This is a genomic window from Micromonospora sp. M42, from assembly GCF_000568915.1.
GTDB classification, from domain to species: domain Bacteria; phylum Actinomycetota; class Actinomycetes; order Mycobacteriales; family Micromonosporaceae; genus Micromonospora; species Micromonospora chalcea.
Window position 1 is genome coordinate 5,733,998 of the sequence record NZ_KK037233.1, and the last position, 20,036, is coordinate 5,754,033.

Annotated in this window: 13 protein-coding genes, 1 rRNA gene, 1 pseudogene and 1 other annotated feature (1 of these 16 cut by a window edge); of the genes and pseudogenes, 11 read left to right on the forward strand and 4 right to left on the reverse strand. The window is 72.2% G+C overall.

Going from position 1 to position 20,036, the window contains the following annotated elements; genetic code table 11:
• Positions 1-229: a sequence feature (mutual gap in cmsearch alignment for this rRNA model is longer than 100), on the forward strand; it begins 2,831 nt to the left of the window's first position.
• 74 nt (positions 230-303) lie between these two features.
• Positions 304-420: ribosomal RNA gene (rrf, locus tag MCBG_RS26490) — 5S ribosomal RNA — on the forward strand.
• A 347-nt stretch (positions 421-767) separates the two neighbouring features.
• On the opposite strand, the gene MCBG_RS26495 is transcribed toward rrf, so the two are convergent.
• Positions 768-1,445: a hypothetical protein gene (locus MCBG_RS26495; protein WP_043331013.1), complete on the reverse strand. Its 678-nt coding sequence runs from the start codon at positions 1,443-1,445 to the stop codon at positions 768-770.
• Positions 1,446-1,514: 69 nt separating this feature from the next.
• On the opposite strand from MCBG_RS26495, the gene MCBG_RS26500 reads away from it, so the two are divergent.
• From MCBG_RS26500 to MCBG_RS26510, 3 genes are all read left to right on the forward strand, one after another.
• A complete protein-coding gene (locus MCBG_RS26500) occupies positions 1,515-4,133 on the forward strand; it encodes a valine--tRNA ligase (protein ID WP_043328960.1) in 2,619 nt (872 codons plus the stop codon).
• Positions 4,134-4,210: 77 nt separating this feature from the next.
• Positions 4,211-5,482 carry a bifunctional folylpolyglutamate synthase/dihydrofolate synthase gene (locus tag MCBG_RS26505; protein ID WP_282596756.1) on the forward strand — a complete coding sequence of 424 codons (1,272 nt, stop codon included), beginning with the start codon at positions 4,211-4,213 and terminating at the stop codon, positions 5,480-5,482.
• On the forward strand, positions 5,479-5,880 hold the full coding sequence (locus MCBG_RS26510) for a DUF4233 domain-containing protein (RefSeq protein ID WP_043328962.1): 402 nt from the start codon (positions 5,479-5,481) through the stop codon (positions 5,878-5,880). Before MCBG_RS26505 ends, MCBG_RS26510 begins: the two co-directional genes overlap by 4 nt.
• An 87-nt stretch (positions 5,881-5,967) precedes the next feature.
• Here MCBG_RS26510 and MCBG_RS26515 read toward each other — a convergent pair whose 3' ends face one another.
• A complete protein-coding gene (locus MCBG_RS26515; RefSeq protein ID WP_043328963.1) occupies positions 5,968-7,299 on the reverse strand; it encodes a VOC family protein in 1,332 nt (443 codons plus the stop codon).
• A gap of 144 nt (positions 7,300-7,443) precedes the next feature.
• Between MCBG_RS26515 and ndk the strand changes: the two genes are divergently transcribed.
• Positions 7,444-7,869 (forward strand): nucleoside-diphosphate kinase, encoded by a 426-nt coding sequence (ndk, locus tag MCBG_RS26520; RefSeq protein ID WP_030503075.1) that lies wholly within the window; start codon positions 7,444-7,446, stop codon positions 7,867-7,869.
• Positions 7,870-7,929: 60 nt separating this feature from the next.
• Here the strand turns inward: ndk and MCBG_RS26525 are convergent, their stop codons facing one another.
• Positions 7,930-8,370 (reverse strand): carboxymuconolactone decarboxylase family protein, encoded by a 441-nt coding sequence (locus MCBG_RS26525; RefSeq protein WP_043328964.1) that lies wholly within the window; start codon positions 8,368-8,370, stop codon positions 7,930-7,932.
• A 320-nt stretch (positions 8,371-8,690) separates the two neighbouring features.
• Here MCBG_RS26525 and MCBG_RS26530 point away from each other — a divergent pair, with 320 nt between their 5' ends.
• From MCBG_RS26530 to MCBG_RS26540, 3 genes are all read left to right on the forward strand, one after another.
• A complete protein-coding gene (locus MCBG_RS26530; protein WP_043328965.1) occupies positions 8,691-10,076 on the forward strand; it encodes an alkaline phosphatase D family protein in 1,386 nt (461 codons plus the stop codon).
• 301 nt (positions 10,077-10,377) lie between these two features.
• Positions 10,378-13,524 (forward strand): isoleucine--tRNA ligase, encoded by a 3,147-nt coding sequence (gene ileS / locus MCBG_RS26535; protein ID WP_043328966.1) that lies wholly within the window; start codon positions 10,378-10,380, stop codon positions 13,522-13,524.
• Positions 13,525-13,667: 143 nt separating this feature from the next.
• The gene (locus tag MCBG_RS26540) at positions 13,668-14,360 is read left to right on the forward strand and encodes a lysophospholipid acyltransferase family protein (RefSeq protein ID WP_043328967.1); all 693 of its coding nucleotides are present in this window, start codon (positions 13,668-13,670) and stop codon (positions 14,358-14,360) included.
• A gap of 4 nt (positions 14,361-14,364) precedes the next feature.
• Here MCBG_RS26540 and MCBG_RS34410 read toward each other — a convergent pair whose 3' ends face one another.
• Positions 14,365-16,293 (reverse strand): hypothetical protein, encoded by a 1,929-nt coding sequence (locus MCBG_RS34410; RefSeq protein WP_043328968.1) that lies wholly within the window; start codon positions 16,291-16,293, stop codon positions 14,365-14,367.
• 216 nt (positions 16,294-16,509) lie between these two features.
• On the opposite strand from MCBG_RS34410, the gene MCBG_RS26550 reads away from it, so the two are divergent.
• From MCBG_RS26550 to MCBG_RS26560, 3 genes and pseudogenes are all read left to right on the forward strand, one after another.
• Complete coding sequence (locus tag MCBG_RS26550; protein WP_043328969.1) at positions 16,510-18,495, forward strand: TIGR03960 family B12-binding radical SAM protein; 1,986 nt, start codon at positions 16,510-16,512, stop codon at positions 18,493-18,495.
• 167 nt (positions 18,496-18,662) lie between these two features.
• On the forward strand, positions 18,663-19,100 hold the full coding sequence (locus MCBG_RS26555) for a hypothetical protein (protein ID WP_030503083.1): 438 nt from the start codon (positions 18,663-18,665) through the stop codon (positions 19,098-19,100).
• A 13-nt stretch (positions 19,101-19,113) separates the two neighbouring features.
• A pseudogene (locus tag MCBG_RS26560) lies at positions 19,114-20,036 on the forward strand (hypothetical protein); the annotation flags it as partial.

The following is a 20,036-nucleotide window of genomic DNA, read 5'->3' on the forward strand; positions in this document are numbered from 1 at the left end:
GGACGAACCTCTGGTGTGCCAGTTGTCCCGCCAGGGGCACGGCTGGTTAGCTACGTTCGGAAGGGATAACCGCTGAAAGCATCTAAGCGGGAAGCTCGCTTCAAGATGAGGTATCCCACCCACTTTGTGGGGTAAGGCCCCCAGCTAGACGACTGGGTTGATAGGCCGGAAATGTAAGCCCGGTAACGGGTTCAGTTGACCGGTACTAATAGGCCGAGGACTTGACTACCAAGCTGCTACGCGTCCACTGTGCAACTCTGAACAAACGATCACCCACAGGGTTGGTTGACATGTTCATAGAGTTACGGCGGTCATGGCGGAGGGGAAACGCCCGGTCACATTCCGAACCCGGAAGCTAAGCCCTCCAGCGCCGATGGTACTGCACTCGGGAGGGTGTGGGAGAGTAGGACACCGCCGGACAACCTTTCGTTTCAGGGCCACCCCTCACGGGGGTGGCCCTGAAACGCGTCCACCCCGAAAACCGGTCCTCATGCCGGCGCGCGTGAACGGTGGACCACCCACCACTTCCCCGAACCGCCGAACCGGCCACCACTACCCCGTAATGGCGATCCGGGGGGCCATTACGCCGAGGTGGCGGCAACGGAGTGCCGGGAATGCAGCCACCTCCCCGGTATGGCGAACCGGGCCGCCATTGCGGGGAGCGGTCACCAGGGAGGGGACAGGCACCCGTCACCACGGCGACGTGACGGGGCGGGTGCCTGTCCCCTCGCCGTACTGGCGTGGACGAGTGCCCGCCGAGGTCGCGGTCAGCGCGTCTGGACGGACTCTCGGATGTCCCGGAACAGGGCCGCGGCGGCGTCGACCGTCCGGCCCGGGAACATGCCCATCACCACGCTGCCGTGGTCGGCCCACCCGCAGACCGCGAAGTCACCGCCGTCGCCGCTCGTCGTACCGCACTTCATCACGCCACCCAAACGGCCGGCGTCCACCTCGCGCAGGCCCGCGACCCGGCCGGTTTCGTCGGCCATCAGCCCGAACAGGGTGTCCAGGTCGCGTTCGGGCTGCCAGAGCAGCGTGGTGCCGCCGAACAGCAGCACCGAGCGCTTGGCGTCCCCGCGGTCGGAGTAGACGGCACCGTAGCCGCGGTCCAGCTCGATGTCGGCGGCGAGCCCGTCGCGCAGGTAGTCGGCGGTGCTGCGGGCCCGCTCGCTGTCGTCGCGTACCAGCCCGGCGACCTCGGTGGGCTGGCCGAGAGTGGTGTCCTTCTGCTGGAGCACCCGCCATCCACCGAGGCCGAGCACGCCGGCGCCGGCCAGGCCGGCCGCCAGCAGGGCGGCGAGGACGATCTTCCGGCGCCGGGAGACGGGCCGGCGTTCGGGCTCCTGCGCGGGGTCGCGGCGGCTCAGCTCGATCGGCTCTTCGGTCAGCTCGACCGGATCGGAACCCCCGTCGACCGGGCGCTCGGTGAGATGCGCGTCGGACATGACCGCCACCGTACGCGAATCACCGGTGGCGCACGTCAGGTCCTCGAAAGCGCTCCGTAGACTTTCAGGGTGACCGAGAGACTGGATGCCCGACGCCCCGACGCCCCGACCCTCGCCGGCCAGTACCAGCCCGGCGAGGTAGAGCAGCGACGGTACGAGCAGTGGGTAGCCGGCGGACACTTCCGGGCGTCGGCGGACAGCGAGAAGCCACCGTTCACCATCGTCATCCCGCCGCCCAACGTCACCGGCTCGCTGCACATGGGCCACGCGTTCGAGCACACGCTCATGGACGCGCTCACCCGGCGCAAGAAGATGCAGGGGTACGAGGCGCTCTGGCTGCCGGGCATGGACCACGCCGGCATCGCCACCCAGAACCTGGTCGAGCGGCAGCTCGCCGGTGAGGGGCTGTCCCGCCACGACCTCGGCCGGGAGAAGTTCGTCGAGCGGGTCTGGCAGTGGAAGGCCGAGTCCGGCGGCGCGATCCTGGGCCAGATGCGCCGGCTCGGCGACGCCGTCGACTGGGACCGCGAGCGTTTCACCATGGACGAGGGCCTGTCCCGGGCCGTGCAGACCATGTTCAAGAAGCTCTTCGACGACGGGCTCATCTACCGGGCCAACCGGATCATCAACTGGTGCCCGCGTTGCCTCACCGCGCTGTCCGACATCGAGGTGGAGCACACCGACGACGAGGGCGAGCTGGTCTCGATCCGCTACGGCGACGAGGTGGTGGTGGCCACCACCCGTGCCGAGACGATGCTCGGTGACACCGCGGTGGCGGTGCACCCGGACGACGAGCGGTACCGGCACCTGATCGGCACCGAGGTGGAGCTTCCGCTCACCGACCGGCGGATCCCGATCGTCGCCGACGAGCACGTCGACCCGAGCTTCGGCACCGGCATGGTCAAGGTGACCCCGGCGCACGACCCGAACGACTTCGAGATCGGCCAGCGGCACGACCTGCCCTCGCTGACGATCATGGACGAGCGCGGGATCATCACCGCGCCCGGCCCGTTCGAGGGCCTGGACCGGTACGAGGCCCGCCCGGCGATCGTCGCGGCGCTGCGCGAGCAGGGCCGGATCGTGGCCGAGAAGCGGCCGTACCTGCACGCAGTGGGGCACTGCTCGCGCTGCAAGACGACTGTCGAGCCGCGGCTGTCGCTGCAGTGGTTCGTCAACACCGGGCCGCTCGCGAAGGCCGCCGGCGACGCGGTGCGCGACGGCCGGGTGGCGATCGAGCCGGCCGAGCTGGCCAAGCGCTACTTCGCCTGGGTCGACAACATGCACGACTGGTGCATCTCCCGCCAGCTGTGGTGGGGTCACCGCATTCCCGTCTGGTACGGCCCGGACGGCGAGATCGTCTGCGTCGGCCCGGACGAGGAACCGCCGTCCGGCGAGGGCTGGCGGCAGGACGAGGACGTGCTGGACACCTGGTTCTCCAGCGGCCTGTGGCCGTTCTCCACGCTCGGCTGGCCCGAGCGCACCCCGGACCTGGCGAAGTTCTACCCGACCAGCGTGCTGGTCACCGGCTACGACATCCTGTTCTTCTGGGTCGCCCGGATGATGATGTTCGGCCTGTACGCGATGGACGGCGTGCAGCCGTTCGACGTGGTGGCGCTGCACGGCATGGTCCGCGACGAGCACGGCAAGAAGATGTCGAAGTCGTTCGGCAACGTGGTGGACCCGCTGGACTGGATCGACCGGTTCGGCGCCGACGCCACCCGGTTCACGCTGGCCCGGGGCGCGAACCCCGGTCAGGACGTGCCGGTCAGCGAGGAGTGGTGCCAGGGCTCCCGCAACTTCTGCAACAAGCTCTGGAACGCCACCCGGTTCGCGCTGCTCAACGGCGCGCACACCGGCGGCCCGCTGCCGGACGCCGCCGACCTCTCCACCGTCGACAGGTGGATCCTGTCCCGGCTGGCGCACGTCGCCGCCGAGGTGGACGAGCAGTTCGAGGCGTACGAGTTCGCGAAGGTCTGCGACCTGCTCTACCACTTCGCGTGGGACGACGTCTGCGACTGGTACGTGGAGCTGAGCAAGCCGGTGCTGGCCGAGGGCGGGCCGGCTGCCGACGCCACCCGGCGGGTGCTCGGGCACGTGCTGGACCAGCTCCTGCGGCTGCTGCACCCGGTCATCCCGTTCGTCACCGACGAGCTGTGGGCCGCGCTGAGCGGCGGCGAGACCGTGCTGACGGCGTCCTGGCCGGTCGCCGACCGTACCCTCGTCGACGACGCCGCGGAAGGCGAAGTCGCCACCCTCCAGCGGGTGGTGACCGAGGTCCGGCGGTTCCGGTCGGACCAGGGGCTGCGGCCGACCCAGCGGGTCGCCGCGCGGCTCGACGGCCTGACCGGCGCGGGCATCGCGGCGCACGAGCCGCTGGTGCGCTCGCTGGCCCGGCTCGACGCGCCCGGCGACGACTTCCAGGCCAGCGCCACGCTGGCCATGCCCGGCGCGGTCAGCGTCGCGCTGGACACCCGCGGCTCGATCGACGTGGCCGCCGAGCGCGCCCGGCTCACGAAGGACCGGGCGGCGGCCGAGAAGGAGGCCACCCAGGCGCGGGCGAAGCTGGACAATCCGGCGTTCGTCGGCAAGGCGCCCGAGCCGGTGGTGGCGAAGATCCGCGAACGGCTGGCGGTGGCCGAGGCGGACCTGGTCCGGATCGACGCCGCCCTGGAGGCGCTGCCCTCGTGAGCGACCGCACCGACCGCACCGACCGCAGCGCGTTCGCCGAGGTGGAGGCCGCGCTCAACGCGCGTGGCTTCACCCGGATGCACTTCGAGCTGGAGAAGATCGAAACCCTGCTCGACCTGCTGGGCAGCCCGCAGCGGGCGTACCCGTCGATTCACCTGACCGGCACCAACGGCAAGACCTCGACGGCCCGGATGATCGACTCGCTGCTGCGGGCGTTCGGGCTGCACACCGGCCGCTACACCAGCCCGCACCTGGAGACCGTCCGGGAGCGGATCAGCCTGGACGGCGAGGCGGTGAGCGAGGAGCGGTTCGTGTCCACGTACCGGGAGATCGCGCCGCTGGCCGAGCTGGTCGATCAGCGGTTCGCCGAGCCGCTGACGTACTTCGACATGACCACGGCGCTGGCGTTCGCCACGTTCGCCGACGCCCCGGTCGACGTGGCCGTGGTGGAGGTCGGGCTCGGCGGCGCGGAGGACGCGACGAACGTCATCCAGGCCGGCGTCGCCGTGATCACCCCGATCGGGCTGGACCACACCGAGTGGCTCGGCGATACGATCGAGGACATCGCGCTGCACAAGGCCGGCATCATCCACCCCGGCGCCACGGTGATCGCGGCGGCGCAGGAGGAGGAGGCGGCCCGCCCGATCCTGGAACGCTGCGCCGAGGTCAACGCCACAGTCGCCCGGGAGGGCGCCGAGTTCGGCGTGCTGCGGCGCGCGGTCGCAGTCGGCGGCCAGGTGCTGACCATCCAGGGCCTGGGCGGCGTGTACGAGGAGATCTTCATCCCGCTGCACGGCGCGCACCAGGCGCAGAACGCGGCGGTGGCGCTGGCCGCGGTGGAGGCGTTCCTCGGCGTCGGGGCCCGGCGGCAGCTCGACATCGAGGCGGTCCGGGAGGGCTTCGCCGCGACCAGCTCGCCGGGCCGGCTGGAGCGGGTACGGACCGCGCCGACGGTGCTGCTCGACGGCGCGCACAACCCGCACGGCATGGCCGCCACGGTGGCCGCGCTGCAGGAGGAGTTCGCGTTCAGCAAGCTGGTCGGCGTGCTGGCGGTGCTCGGCGACAAGGACGCGGCGAGCCTGCTGGAACTGCTCGAACCGGTGCTCGACTCGATCGTGGTGGCGGAGAACAGCTCGCCCCGGGCGATGCCGGTGGACGAGCTGGCCGCGCTGGCGCGGGAGATCTTCGGGCCGGAGCGGGTGCAGGTGGCCCGGGAGATGCCCGACGCGATCGAGGCGGCGGTGGCGGAGGCCGAGGCGGACGTGCCGGGCGAGCTGGCGGGGGTGGGCGTGCTGGTCACCGGATCGGTGGTGACAGTGGCCGACGCCCGCCGGCTGCTCAAGCGATGACCGGCCCGCAGCATGGCCCGGACGCGGACCAGGCCGGTCCGGAGCAGGCGGGCGGCGAGCGGCGGTCCGGGCTCCGGAACCCGGACAAGGCGGTACGTGGACTGGGCGCCGGCACGATGGCGCTGGAGGCGCTGGTGCTGCTGCTGGCCATCCAGCCGATCCGGGTGGTCGGAGGTGACCTGAGCGGCGCGGCGATCGGCGCGATCGTGGCGCTGGCGGTCGCCTGCGTGGTGCTGGCCGGCCTGATGCGCCGACCGTGGGCGTGGCACGCCGGCACGGTGCTTCAGGGTCTGCTGCTGCTCTCCGGGCTGCTGCACTGGTCGCTGTTCGCGCTCGGGGTGATGTTCGCGCTGGTGTGGGCGTACGCGCTGCACGTGCGGCGGGTCATCCTCGGCTGAGCGCCGTCGCGCGCGGCGCGGTGCCGCGCGGTGTTGTGTTAAGAAGGGCCCCTTCCTCTACCTGAGGCGTTAAGAAGGGGCCCTTCCTTACACCTCGGCGAGGGTGCGCCACTGGGTCAGGGCGACGCCGTGACCGTCGGGGTCGCGGAAGGCCGCCGCCCACACCTCCAGCTTGGTGCCCCGGTTGACCACGCGCGGCGCGTACGTGAACCGGACGCCCGATTCGCGCAGCCGCTCGTACGCGCCCTGGATGTCGTCCACCTCGAGGTTGACGTGCACCAGCCGGCGGCTGATCGGGGCGGCGCCGGTGACCCGGCGCAGCACCAGCCGGGTCGGCCCGGAGGCGAGCACGGCGTTGCCCTCGCCCCGGTCCAGCTCGTCGAAGCCGAGTTCGCGGTAGAAGTCGAGGGACCGGTCCAGGTCGGTGACGAGCAGGGTGATGCCGACGCCGCTGATCGGGCTGCCCAGCCCGTCCGGCTCGTCCGGCCCGGTGGACGCGGCCGAGCCGGACGGGCCGAAGATGGCCTCGTCCAGCTCCTCGGCCGTGGGCGGGGTGTCGGAGCGCCGGGGCGCGTCCGCCGGGTCGTCCAGCGGCACGTCGATCGGGTCGGGCACGGTCTCGACGGGAATGGTGTCGGCCGCCTCGGCGCGCGTGCTGTCGGGTGCCGGGGCGCCGATCGGCTCCTCGGCCGGGACGCGGGGCGCCGGGGCGCGGCGGGGGAGCGGGCCGGCGGCTGCCGGTTCGACGAGCTGCCCCTCCAGCACCATCCGGCCGCTGGGGCTCTGGTGCAGCACCACCGGCTCGCGCTCCTCGGCCCGGGGCGGCACGTCGTCCAGGTACTCCTCCGGCGCGGGCGGGTAGTCGTCGCGGAAGTCGTCCTCGGGCGCGCGCCCGGCCCACGGCGGCGCCTCCTGCGCGATCAGCGGCTCGTCCAGCGGGTCCGGGGTGTCGTACTCGGGCGGCAGGTCGGCCACCGCGGCGGCGGTCTCCGCGTGGGTGGGCACCTCGTCCCAGAGGACGCGCACGTGCCGCTGGTCGTCCAGCGCCACCCGGACCGGCAGCGCCTGGCCGAGTGAGGGCCACTTGGCGACCGGCACCCGAGGCTCGATGATCTTCTTGGACCGGGGCGGCAATCCGGGCGCGTCGATTACCAGTTGCAGCTCGCAGCGGCCGAACGCGTACTGGGTGGGTGGTTCGGAGGCGCTGTGCACGTGCCCCAGCCCGATCACCCAGGTGCGACCGCCGCCGCGTACCGTGGCCAGCGCGATCGCCAGCACCAGCAGCGCGACGCCGAGCGCCACGATGGCCCAGCTGGTCATGCCCAGCCCGAACACCGTCACGAAGGTGGCGACGGTGCCCAGCACCGTGCCGATCAGTTTGCGTACCGGCGCGATCGTGCGGTTCCCGCCATTCGCCACAGTGGACCTCCCAGGGGTTCCAGGGCCAGGCTAGGCCGCCACGGCGGGCCAGGGAAGACGCAGCCGCCGCGCCGGCGCCGGGACCGGGTCGCTACGCTGACCGTACCCAGCCGACCCCGTTTGAGTGCGCAGGAGGAAACCAGCGTGTCCAGCAGCAGCCCGGACGAGCGGACGCTCGTACTGATCAAGCCCGACGCGGTGCGCCGCGGTCTGGTGGGCGAGATCCTGTCCCGTTTCGAGCGCAAGGGCCTGCGGATCGACGCGATGGTGAGCCGGACCATGGACGGCGACTTCGCCGACCAGCACTACGCCGAGCACGTCGACAAGCCCTTCTACCCGCCGCTGAAGACGTTCATGACCAGCGGCCCGCTGGTGGCGCTGGTGCTCTCCGGCGACCAGGTGATCGAGGTGGTGCGCGCCATGATCGGCAGCACCGACGGCCGCAAGGCCGCCGCCGGCACGATCCGGGGCGACCTGTCGCTGTCGAACCGGGAGAACCTGGTGCACGCCTCCGACTCGGCGGACAGCGCCAAGCGCGAGATCGCGCTCTGGTTCCCCGAGCTGGCCTGACCGACGCGCCGACGGCCCCGGCCCGCTCCTGGCGGGACCGGGGCCGTCGTGTGTCAGCGATCAGACCTGCGCCGGCGGCTGCGTCCGGCAGGTCACCGCGACCCGGTTCCACACGTTGATGGTGGCGATCGCCACCACCAGGTCGGCCAGTTCCTTCTCCGACCACACCTTCGCCGCGCCGTCCCAGACGTCGTCCGGCACGCCGTGCTCGCCGAGCCGGGTCACCGCGTCGGTGAGGGCCAGCGCGGCCCGCTCCCGCTCGTCGAAGAACGGCGCCTCCCGCCACGCCGCGACCGCGAACAGCCGGCGGCTGTCCTCCCCGGCCCCCAGCGCCTCCCGGCTGTGCATGTCCACGCAGAACGCACAGCCGTTGAGCATCGACGCCCGCAGCTTCACCAGCTCCAGCACGGTGTGGTCCACGTTCGTCCGGACGTACTTCTCCAGGCCCAGCACGGCCTGGTACGCCTCCGGCGCCACCGCCGCCATGTCCATCCGGCTCATCGCCGCCTCCTCGTTGGTTGGGGTACGCGCACAGGACGGGGCACGGCGGGCGCGGCGTGACGCGCCTGCGGTGTGACGGTGGTCATGGCCGGGCCGACAACAATCGTTGACGTTCCGGTCACCTCGACCGGAGTTCCCGGCCACCTGCGGCCGGTAGACCGGGCTGGCGACACTGCCGAGACCGGGAGAACCCATGACGCACATCGATCGACGTACCCTGCTCCGCGCCGGCCTGGTCGCCGGCGCTTATGCCCCTGGCGTTCGTGGGGGACCTGCTCCTATCGAGCTAGCTGGGCAATGGTTAGCCGGGCTGGCGCGCCATCGCTTGTGACCACACTGACTTCGGCCCGGCCCGGAGGCTGGTCGAGGTGAGCCGCCGGCCGGACCTGCGCGGCGCCCGCCTGGTGCGCGGCCCGGTGGTCGACCCCACCGGCGACCTCACCGGCAAGGTCCGCCTGCGCGGCCTGCCCGCGGGCCAGCGGCTGCACTACCGGGTACGGGTGGAGAGCCTGGACCGGCACGGCCTGTGCAGCGAGCCGCTGACCGGCTCGTTCGCCACCGCCCCCGGGCGGCAGCAGCGGCGTGACGTGCGGTTCGTGTGGACCGGCGACATCGTCGGGCAGGGCTGGGGGATCAGCCCCGACTTCGACGGGCTGGCGATCTTCCGGGCCATGCGGGAGCGCCGCCCGGACTTCTTCCTGTGCAGCGGCGACACCGTGTACGCCGACGGCCCGCTGACCGAGAGCGTGGTGTTGCCGGACGGGCGCACCTGGCGCAACCTGGTGACGCCGGAGAAGAGCAAGGTGGCCGAGACACTCGCCGAGTACCGGGGGCAGTTCGCGTACAACCTGCTCGACGAGCACCTGCGGGCGTTCGCCGCCGAGGTGCCGCAGATCAACCAGTGGGACGACCACGAGGTGGTGAACAACTGGTACCCGGGGGAGATCCTGACCGACGAGCGGTACGGCGAGAAGCGGGTGGACGTGCTCGCCGCCCGGGCCCGGCAGGCGTTCCACGAGTGGCTGCCGGTGCCGGCCGGCGGGCCGATGTACCGCAAGCTGTCGTACGGGCCGCTGCTGGACGTGTTCGTGCTGGACATGCGCACCTACAAGGACCCGAACGACGGCAACACGTACGCCGACCGCAACCGGGGGCTGCTCGGCAGGGCGCAGCGGGAGTGGCTGATCCGGGAGCTGCGCGCGTCCCGGGCCACCTGGAAGGTGATCGCCAACGACCTGCCGATCGGCGTGGTGGTGCCGGACGGGGCAGACGCCCAGGAGGGCGTGGCGCAGGGCGACCACGGCGCGCCGGCCGGCCGGGAGTTGGAGTTCGCCGAGGTGCTGCGCGCCTCGCACCGGGCCGGGGTGACCGGACTGGTGTTCCTCACCGCCGACGTGCACTACACCGCCGCCCACCACTACGACCCGGCCCGTGCGGCGGTGCGGGACTTCAGCCCGTTCTGGGAGTTCGTCTCCGGCCCGGCGCACGCGGGCGCATTCGGCCCGAACGCGCTGGACGGCACGTTCGGCCCGAAGGCGGTGTTCGTGCACGCCCCGCCGCGCGCCAACACCTCCCCGGCCGAGGGCTTCCAGCACTTCGGCGAGGTCACGATCGACGGCCCGTCGGCGGCTCTGACGGTCCACCTGCGGGACCGCTCCGGCGCCTCGCTCTGGACCACCACCCTCCCGGCCCCGTGGCGCCGCTGACACCTCGCCGGGCAGTGGAATACCCGGCGGCGCGGCACGGCGGGCAGGGGGTCGAGTACGCTTGAACGCACAGGCGACGACCCGGCCATCACCGGTGAGCCTCCGGAGGAACAGCCGGGTGACCGGCCCAGTAGAACCGGACGGGACGGCCCGTCACAGCCGGCCAACGAGCGGGCGGTCGCACCTCGGCCGCCAAGCGGGGTGGTACCGCGGGCCACGCCCGGGACGCCGGTCACGGCGTACCGGATCCGGCTCGTCCTCGCAGAGCACAGACGAGTGAGCTGCTGAGGAGCGACAGGCGATGGCCTATCCGTTGCACGACCCGTCCGGCGCCGGTGTCCCGGCGAGCCCGGACCTGCCCGCGGTCGAGCGCCGGGTCCTGGAGCACTGGACGGCCGACAAGACCTTCGAGGCGTCCGTCGAGGCCCGCGACGCCGGCCGCGACGGCGAGAACGAGTACGTCTTCTACGACGGCCCCCCGTTCGCCAACGGCCTGCCGCACTACGGCCACCTGTTCACCGGCTACGTCAAGGACGTGGTGCCGCGCTACCAGACCATGCGCGGCCGGCGCGTCGAGCGCCGGTTCGGCTGGGACTGCCACGGCCTGCCCGCCGAGGTGGTGGCCGAGAAGCAGCTCGGCATCACCACCAAGGCGGAGATCCTCGACCTCGGCGTGGCCCGCTTCAACGACGCCTGCCGCACCTCCGTGCTGGAGTTCACGCACGACTGGGAGCGGTACGTCACCCGGCAGGCCCGCTGGGTCGACTTCGCCAACGACTACAAGACGCTCGACCTGGACTACATGGAAAGCGTCATGTGGGCCTTCAAGACCCTGCACGACAAGGGCCTGGTCTACGAGGGCTTCCGGGTGCTGGCGTACTGCTGGCGGTGCGAGACCCCGCTGTCGAACACCGAGACCCGGATGGACGACGTCTACCGGGACCGGCACGACCCGACGCTCACCGTCTGGTTCGGGCTGACCGCTGACGAGAACGCGCCGGAGCCGCTGCGCGGGCCGGTCAAGCTGGGCGTGTGGACCACCACGCCGTGGACGCTGCCGTCGAACCTGGCGCTCGCCGTCGGCCCCGACATCGAGTACGCGGTGCTGGAACGCGACGGTGAGCGCTACGTCGTCGGCGCCGCGCGCCTCGGCGCGTACGCCAAGGAGCTGGAGGGGTACGAGCAGGTCGGCACGGTGTACGGCCGGGACCTGGTCGGGCGTCGCTACACGCCGCTGTTCGACTTCCTGGTCGAGCCGGCCGGGGAGAACGCCTACCAGGTGCTCGCCGCGGACTTCGTCACCACCGAGGACGGCACCGGGATCGTCCACCTCGCCCCCGCGTTCGGTGAGGACGACCAGAACGTCTGCAACGCCGCCGGCATCCCCACCGTCGTGACCGTGGACGACCACACCCGGTTCACCGCGCTGGTGCCGCCGTACCAGGGCGAGCAGGTCTTCGACGTGAACAAGCCGGTGATCCGGGAACTCAAGGAGCGGGGCGTGGTGCTGCGGCAGGACACCTACACCCACTCCTACCCGCACTGCTGGCGCTGCGACACCCCGCTGGTCTACAAGGCGGTGTCGTCCTGGTTCGTCGCGGTGACGAAGTTCAAGGACCGGATGGTCGAGCTGAACCAGCAGATCAACTGGACGCCCGGGCACATCAAGGACGGCTCGTTCGGCAAGTGGCTGGCCAACGCCCGCGACTGGTCGATCAGCCGGAACCGGTTCTGGGGCTCGCCGATCCCGGTGTGGCGCTCCGACGACCCGAACTACCCGCGGGTGGACGTGTACGGGTCGCTGGCCGACATCGAGCGTGACTTCGGCGTACGCCTGACCGACCTGCACCGGCCGGCGGTGGACGACCTGGTCCGTCCCAACCCGGACGACCCGACGGGCAAGTCGATGATGCGCCGGGTACCGGAGGTGCTGGACTGCTGGTTCGAGTCCGGCTCGATGCCGTTCGCCCAGGTGCACTACCCGTTCTCCAACCGCGAGTGGTTCGAGCACCACTACCCGGGTGACTTCATCGTCGAGTACATCGGGCAGACCCGCGGCTGGTTCTACACCATGCACGTGCTGGCCACCGCGCTGTTCGACAGGCCGGCGTTCCGCAACTGCATCAGCCACGGCATCCTGCTCGGCTCGGACGGCCGCAAGATGTCCAAGAGCCTGCGCAACTACCCGGACGTCTACCACGTCTTCGACTCCTACGGGTCGGACGCGATGCGGTGGATGCTGATGTCCTCGCCGGTGCTGCGCGGCGGCGACATGGCGGTCACCGAGTCGCTGATCCGGGACGCGGTGCGCCAGGTGCTGCTGCCGCTGTGGAACGTCTGGTACTTCTTCTCGCTCTACGCCAACGCCGACGGCTACACCGCGCGTCGCCGTACCGACTCCACGCACGTGCTCGACCGGTACGTGCTGGCGAAGACGAACGAGCTGGTGGCGACCGTCGGCGCGCAGATGGACGCGTACGACATCTCCGGTGCGTGCGCCACCGTGCGGTCCTACCTGGACGCGCTGACCAACTGGTACGTGCGCCGGTCCCGGGACCGGTTCTGGGCCGGCGACGCTGACGCGTTCGACACGCTCTCGACGGTGCTGGAGACGCTGTGCCGGGTGGTCGCGCCGCTGGCGCCGCTGACCGCCGAGGAGATCTGGCGCGGGCTGACCGGCGAGCGGTCGGTGCACCTGACCGACTGGCCGCGGGCGGACGAGTTCCCGGCCGACCACGAGCTGGTCTCCGCGATGGACAACGTGCGGTCGGTCGCCTCGGCGGCGCTGTCCCTGCGCAAGGCCAAGGGCCTGCGGGTACGGCTGCCGCTGGCGAAGCTGACAGTGGCCTCGCCCGTCGCCGCCCAGCTGCGGCCCTTCGCCGACCTGGTCGCCGACGAGGTCAACGTGAAGGAGGTAGTGCTCACCGACGAGGTGTCCGCGTACTGCCAGCAGGTCCTCACCGTGGTGCCGCGGGCGCTCGGCCCGCGCGTCGGCAAGTCCGTCCAGCAGGTGATCAAGGCGGTCAAGGCGGGGGAGTGGGAGCTGCGCGACGGCGCCCCGGTCGCCGCCGGGGTCACGCTCGCCGAGGGCGAGTACGAGCTGCGCCTGGTCGCCGCCGACGCCGAGCACTCCGCGCCGCTACCCGGCGGTGAGGGCGTGGTCGTGCTGGACACCGAGGTCACGCCGGAACTGGCCGCCGAAGGGCTGGCCCGGGACGTGGTCCGGGTCGTGCAACAGGCCCGCCGCGACGCCGACCTGGACGTGTCCGACCGGATCACGGTGGCCGTCTCCGCCTCCGAGGACGTACGCGCGGCGGTCGCCGCGTACACCGAGTTCGTGGCCCGGGAGGTGCTGGCCGACAGCATCGACTTCGCCGAGGGGCTCGACGGCTTCGCCGGCGAGGCCGGCGACGGCGAGCGGGTCACAGTGACGGTCCGGAAGGTCTGAGCCGGACCGGGTGCCCTCCCCCGCCCCCGTGGCGGGGGAGGGCCCAGCCCCAGCGAGTGGACTGCGGGCCACCCGCTCGGTGACGGACGGCCGCGTCGGCTACCGTGACAGCGCCTGTTTCACGTACGACCGCCGGAGGACCCGTGCCCCTGCTCTACACCATCGGCAAGCTCACCGTGGCGCCCGCGCTCCGGTTGGCCTTCCGTCCGCACGTGGAGGGTTTGGAGCACATCCCGGCGACCGGCGGCGCGATCTTCGCCAGCAACCACCTCTCCGTCGCCGACGAGCTGCTGCTCGGCACCGTGGTGCCCCGCCACCTGGCGTTCTGGGCCAAGTCGGAGTACTTCAAGGGCACCGGCCTCAAGGGCGGCTTCTCCAAGTTCGTGCTCACCGGGCTGGGCGCGATCCCGGTCGAGCGGGCCGGCGGGCGGGCCGCGCTCACCGCGTTCGACGCGGCGATCCCGGTGCTCAAGGCCGGTGACCTGGTCGCCGTCTACCCGGAGGGCACCCGTTCGCCGGACGGGCGGCTCTACCGCGGGCGTACCGGCACGGTCCGGCTGGCCATCGCCGCCGGCGTGCCGATCATCCCGGTCGGCGTGACCGGCACCGACAAGGCCCAGCCGATCGGTACGCGGATCCCGCGACCGGGCCGGGCCAAGATCACCATCAAGTTCGGCAAGCCGCTGGACTTCACCGGCCGTCCCGACGACCGCACGTCGCTGCGCGCGATGACCGACGAGATGATGGCCGAGATCCAGAAGCTCAGCGGCCAGGAGTACGTCCCGCGCTACGCGCCCAAGCGCACCGACCAGGCCGCCGGTGAGCAGACCGCCTGAGCGGTCAGGACTTCGGCACCACCACGCGCTGACGCAGATCGTTCAGTAGCCGCCCGCTGTCGTCCACGGACAACCGGGTGAACACGCCTGTGGTCAGACTGCCGTGGTCGGCCGAGGCGCAGACCACCACCGAGTCGCCGTCCGCCCGGCCGACCGCGCAGCGCGCGTACCGGCCCCGGACGCCGGTCTCCACGTTCACCGACTCCTTCAGGGCGTACTCCCCGGCGAGGCGGTCGATCTCCGCCTTGGCGTCCGACTCCGGGCTGAACCGCAGGCCGGTGCTGCCGAACAACGTCACCCGCTTGCCGTCGCTCGTCGTGTAGATACCGGCGAACGTGTCCTCGGCGAGCAGGTTCGACTCGCGTACCCGGCTCTTCAGCTCCTCGGCGGCGGCCTGGCTGCGCTCGTCCTGGCGCAGCCGCATCGAGTCGATCTGGTCCGGGAGGCTGGCGCGGGCCGGGTACTGGCTGGAGATCGGCTGGAACCACCACAGCGGCAGGCCGCAGCAGCACGCGACGCTGAGCAGCAGCACCCAGGGCCAGCGACGCCGTCGGCGGGTCCGCTTGGGCGGCTGCTGCCAGCCCGGCGGCGGCGCGACCGGCGGCCCGGCCTTGCCCCGGCGCTGCTTCGGCGGCCGCGCCGGCTTGGCCGGGGCGGGAGCCGCCGGTGGTGGCAGGGGACGGGCGGCCGGCGCGGCGGGGTACTGCGGCGCGTGCGGCGGCGGCGACACCGGCCGGGCCGGGTGATGCGGCGGCGGTGAGACCGGCCGGGCGGCCGGTGCGGCGGGGTGTGCCGGGTGGTGCGGCGGCGTGGAGACCGGCCGCGCGGCGGGCGGCTGCGGGTGGGGTGGCTGCGGCGGCGCCGGGTGGGCCGGGTGGGGGTTCGGCGTCGACCAGGGCGCGGTGTACGGCAGCGTCGGCGTCAGGGGCGGCAGCTCCGGCGCGTGCAGCTCCCAGCCGGTGGTGTCCACCCCCTCCCACGGGTCGACCGGCGTGGCGTGCTCGGGCGAGTCCAGCGGCGGCACCGGCGTGGGCTCGGCGGACGCGCCCCAGCGCGGCCGGCTCGGCGGCGGTGGCGGGACGGCGGCGGAGCCGCTCCAGCGGGGCGCCTCGACGCGGGTGGCGTTCGGTGCGTTCCCAGTCGGGTTCGGGGCGTTGTCCACCCGGGTGGGGTCCGGCGTGGTGGCCGAGGGTGGCTGCGGCGCGGCGTCGATCCGGGTCGGGTCCGGCGTGGTGGTGGCCGCCGGCGGCTGCGGGGCCGCGTCGATCCGGGTCGGGTCCGGCTGGCGGCCCGTGCGGGGAGTGGGGGCGGGTGTGATCCGGCCCGGCACCGGGGCCGACCCGCGGGCCCGTGGGACCGGCACCTGCGGGACGGTGTCGGTCCCCCCGGCGGCTGTCGCGGTGTTGTCGGCCGGTGTTCCGGCGGTCTCGGCGGGTGTTTCGGCGTCGGTTGCCGGGGCGTCAGCGCTGTCGGCGGGCGTCTCGGTGCCGGCGGCGAGGGCCTCAGCGCTGTCCGTGGCCGTCTCGGTCGCGGCGGACTGGACCTTGTCGGTGGGTGTCTCGGTTCCGGTGGGCTGGACCTTGGCGGTGGGCGTCTCGGTCTCGATGGGCTGGACCTTCTCGGTGGGCTTCTCGGTTCCGGTGGGCTCGACCCTGTCCGTGGGCGTCTCGGGCGCGGTGGCGTCGACCTCGTTCGTGGGTGTCTCGGCCTCGGTGGTCCCCGGCTGCGGGGCCGCGTCGTGCGAAGGCGCGGCGGTGTCCGGCGTGGTGGACGGCCGGCCCTCGGGTGCGGCGGCTCCCGGCGCGGCGGACGGCGACGCCGGAGCGGAGGCGCCGGTGGCGTCCTCGGTGTCGACGGCGGTGGCCGGCTCGATGACGGTCGGCTCCTCGGCCCCGTCGGCCGGCCGGCCCGCCCCCGGCTGCGGCTGCGGCATCGCGGCTATCTCCTCTCGCGCCCGTTGCGAGGTTAGTACCGCCCCGCCACCCAGGACTAATCCCGCCCGCTCACCGGCCCCACTCCGGTGATCAAGGAGTTCGTGTCCGGTGGGAGCGCGGGACAGCCCGCAAACTCCTTGATCAACGCGGCGGACACGGGCGCGGGTGTGGCGGCGGGGACGGCGGGGCGGGGGCACCGCGTACGCTTGGGCATCATGAGTGCCCCGTCCACCACCCCGCGTCCCGCCGCCGCCAACTCGGTCTGGCCTCGGCTGGAGCCGTTGCTGCCGCAGGTGACCAAGCCCATCCAGTACGTGGGTGGAGAGCTGGGCGCGGTGGTCAAGGACTGGGACGCCGCCACCGTCCGGTGGGCGCTGATGTATCCGGACGCGTACGAGGTGGGCCTGCCCAACCAGGGCGTGCAGATCCTGTACGAGGTGCTCAACGAGCTGCCCGACGTGCTGGCCGAGCGGACGTACGCGGTCTGGCCGGACCTGGAGAAGCTGATGCGCGCCCACGGCGTGCCGCAGTTCACCGTCGACGCCCACCGCCCGGTGCGTGACTTCGACGTGTTCGGCGTCTCGTTCTCCACCGAGCTGGGCTACACCAACCTGCTCACCGCGATCGACCTGGCCGGCATCCCGCTGCTCGCGGCCGACCGCACCGACGCCGACCCGGTGATCGTGGCCGGCGGGCACGCCGCGTTCAACCCGGAGCCGATCGCCGACTTCGTCGACGCCGCGGTGCTCGGCGACGGCGAGGAGGCGGTGCTGGAGATCACCGCCATCGTGCGGGAGTGGAAGGCCGAGGGCTCCCCGGGCGGCCGGGACGAGCTGCTGCTGCGGCTGGCCCGGACCGAGAGCGTCTACGTGCCGCGCTTCTACGACGTCGACTACCTGCCCGACGGCCGCATCCAGCGGGTCGTGCCGAACCGCCCGGACGTGCCGTTCCGGGTGCACAAGCGCACGACGATGGACCTGGACGCCTGGCCGTACCCGAAGAAGCCCCTGGTCCCGCTCGCCGAGACGGTCCACGAGCGGTACGCGGTGGAGATCTTCCGGGGCTGCACCCGGGGCTGCCGGTTCTGCCAGGCCGGCATGATCACCCGTCCGGTGCGGGAGCGCTCGATCACCACCGTCGGCCAGATGGTCAAGGAAGGGCTGGAGTTCTCCGGCTTCCACGAGGTCGGCCTGCTGTCGCTGTCGTCGGCCGACCACTCGGAGATCGGCGACATGTGCTCCGGCCTGGCCGAGCAGTACGCCGGCACGAACGTCTCGCTGTCACTGCCCTCGACCCGGGTGGACGCGTTCAACATCGACCTGGCCCAGGAGCTGTCCCGCAACGGGCGGCGGACCGGTCTGACGTTCGCCCCGGAGGGCGGGTCGGAGCGGATCCGCAAGGTGATCAACAAGATGGTGTCGAAGGAAGACCTCATCCGCACCGTGGTCACCGCGTACTCCAACGGCTGGCGGCAGGTGAAGCTCTACTTCATGTGCGGCCTGCCCACCGAGACCGACGAGGACGTCCTGGAGATCGCCGACATGGCGCACGAGGTGATCCGGGCCGGCCGCGCCGCCACCGGGTCCAAGGACATCCGCTGCACGGTCTCCATCGGCGGTTTCGTGCCCAAGCCGCACACCCCGTTCCAGTGGGCCTCGATGGAGCGGCCGGAGGTCATCGACGGCCGGCTCAAGCTGCTCAAGCAGGCGATCAACAGCGACCGGTCGCTGGGCCGGGCGATCGGCTTCCGCTACCACGACGGCGAGCCGTCGCTGATCGAGGGCCTGCTGTCCCGGGGCGACCGCCGGGTCGGCGCGGTGATCCGCAAGGTCTGGGAGAACGGCGGCCGGTTCGACGGCTGGAGCGAGCACTTCTCGTACCAGCGCTGGGTGGACGCCGCCGCCGAGGTGCTGCCGGCGTACGGCGTGGACCTCGACTGGTACACCACCCGCGAGCGCGAGGAGCTGGAGGTCCTGCCCTGGGACCACCTCGACTCCGGCCTGGACAAGGACTGGCTCTGGCAGGACTGGCAGGACTCGCTGTCGGAGTACGAGCAGGACGACTGCCGCTGGACGCCCTGCTTCGACTGCGGTGTGTGCCCGTCCATGGACACCGAGATCCAGATCGGCCCGACCGGCCGCAAGCTGCTGCCGCTCACCCCGGTCAATGGACTGAAGCTGCCCGCCGCCGCCCAGGGCTGAGGCGCGGACCGTACCGGAGCGCGGGAACCCGACCGGGTTCCCGCGCTCCGTCGTCCTTCCGGGCGACCGCGCGCGTGCGCGGGGTGGGGCTGCCCCGACTGGTGCATCCTCGATACGCTGCGTCCGTAATGGACCGGCCGGGGCCGGTAGCGGGGAGGACAGCAGACATGGGCATCAATCCGCCGGATACCGGCGATCTGCACGTCAGCGTCGAGGACCTGGACGCCGCGGCGGAGTACGTCGAGCGCCTCAAGCAGTACGTCGACGACACCATCGGCTACGAGATGGAACGCATCAAGGAGCGGATGAAGGGCGACAGCGGCAACGCGCAGACGGTGCCCAACGGCACCCCGTTCGGCGCGTACGAGGACGCCCGGATGCAGTGGGCGGCGCTGACCAGGTCCACGGCCAGCATGGAGGCCCACCTCAAGGCCATCTCCATGAAGCTGGCCGGCCTGAAGCAGGGCACGCAGGACATCGCCAAGGCGTTCCGCGACGCCGAGGCCCGCAACGCCGCGAACGGCAAGGACATCGAGCGGCTGCTGGAGACCGCGGCCCCGCCGCCGGACGCCGGGCAGCAGCCCACCTACCCGTACACGGCCTGAGGGGGAGACGGTCATGGCAGGAGGCACCTGGGAGCGCTGCGTCCGTGAGGTGACGCTCTCGGCGGATCCGGAGACCGTGGGCTCGGTCGGCGCGGGCTGGCGCAACCTGTCCACCGCGCTCGGCCATCTGCGTGACTCGCTGGTCGGCCGCTCGTTCGTCGGCCCGATCGCGCCCGGCCAGGAGCGCCCGCACACCGGCGGTCTCCCCGGGCTGCTCGCCGGCTGGCAGGGCAGCGGCGGCGACGCGTACCGCGAGCACCTGGGCGAGATCGGCAAGGAGATCGAGGAGCTCATCACGCACGCGAGCAACGTCAGTGGCGCGCTGTCGCGGATCGAGGGCGACATCCGTACGGCGGTGGCGAGCATCCCGATCCCGCTGATGGACAACTTCGGCTGGAACGAGTGGAGCCTGCCCGGCGGCACCGAGCTGGACGACGCGCGCGACGGCGAGAGCCAGTCCGGCTTCCTCGCCGCCCTGCGCAGCGACTACCAGTCCAACCAGGCGCTCTACGCCGACGGCGCGTTCCGCGACAAGGCCGACGATCTCGAAGCCACCATGAAGATCGACGGCAACGCCAACGACCAGAAGCGCGGCGGCTGGTGGGACACCAAGTCCCACCTGGACAACTGGTACCGCGACAACCAGCAGGCGGCCAACAAGGCGATGTCGCCGCTGCCGGCCGCGGTCGAGGCCGAGCGTCCCAAGCTGGTCGTACCCCAGCCCGACGGCCGGCTCGACGACGGCTACCGCGCGGATCCCCGCGTACCCCCGTCCGGAGTGCCCGGTGGTGGGCTGCCCGGCGGCGGTGGTGGCGGTGCCGGCGGTGGTGGCGGGATGCCCTCGCTGGGCAGCACCGGCATCGGCGGCGGCGGCGGTGGTGGTGCGTGGCGCTCGTTCACGCCCCCGCCGACCACCGGCGTGCCCGAGTTCGGTGG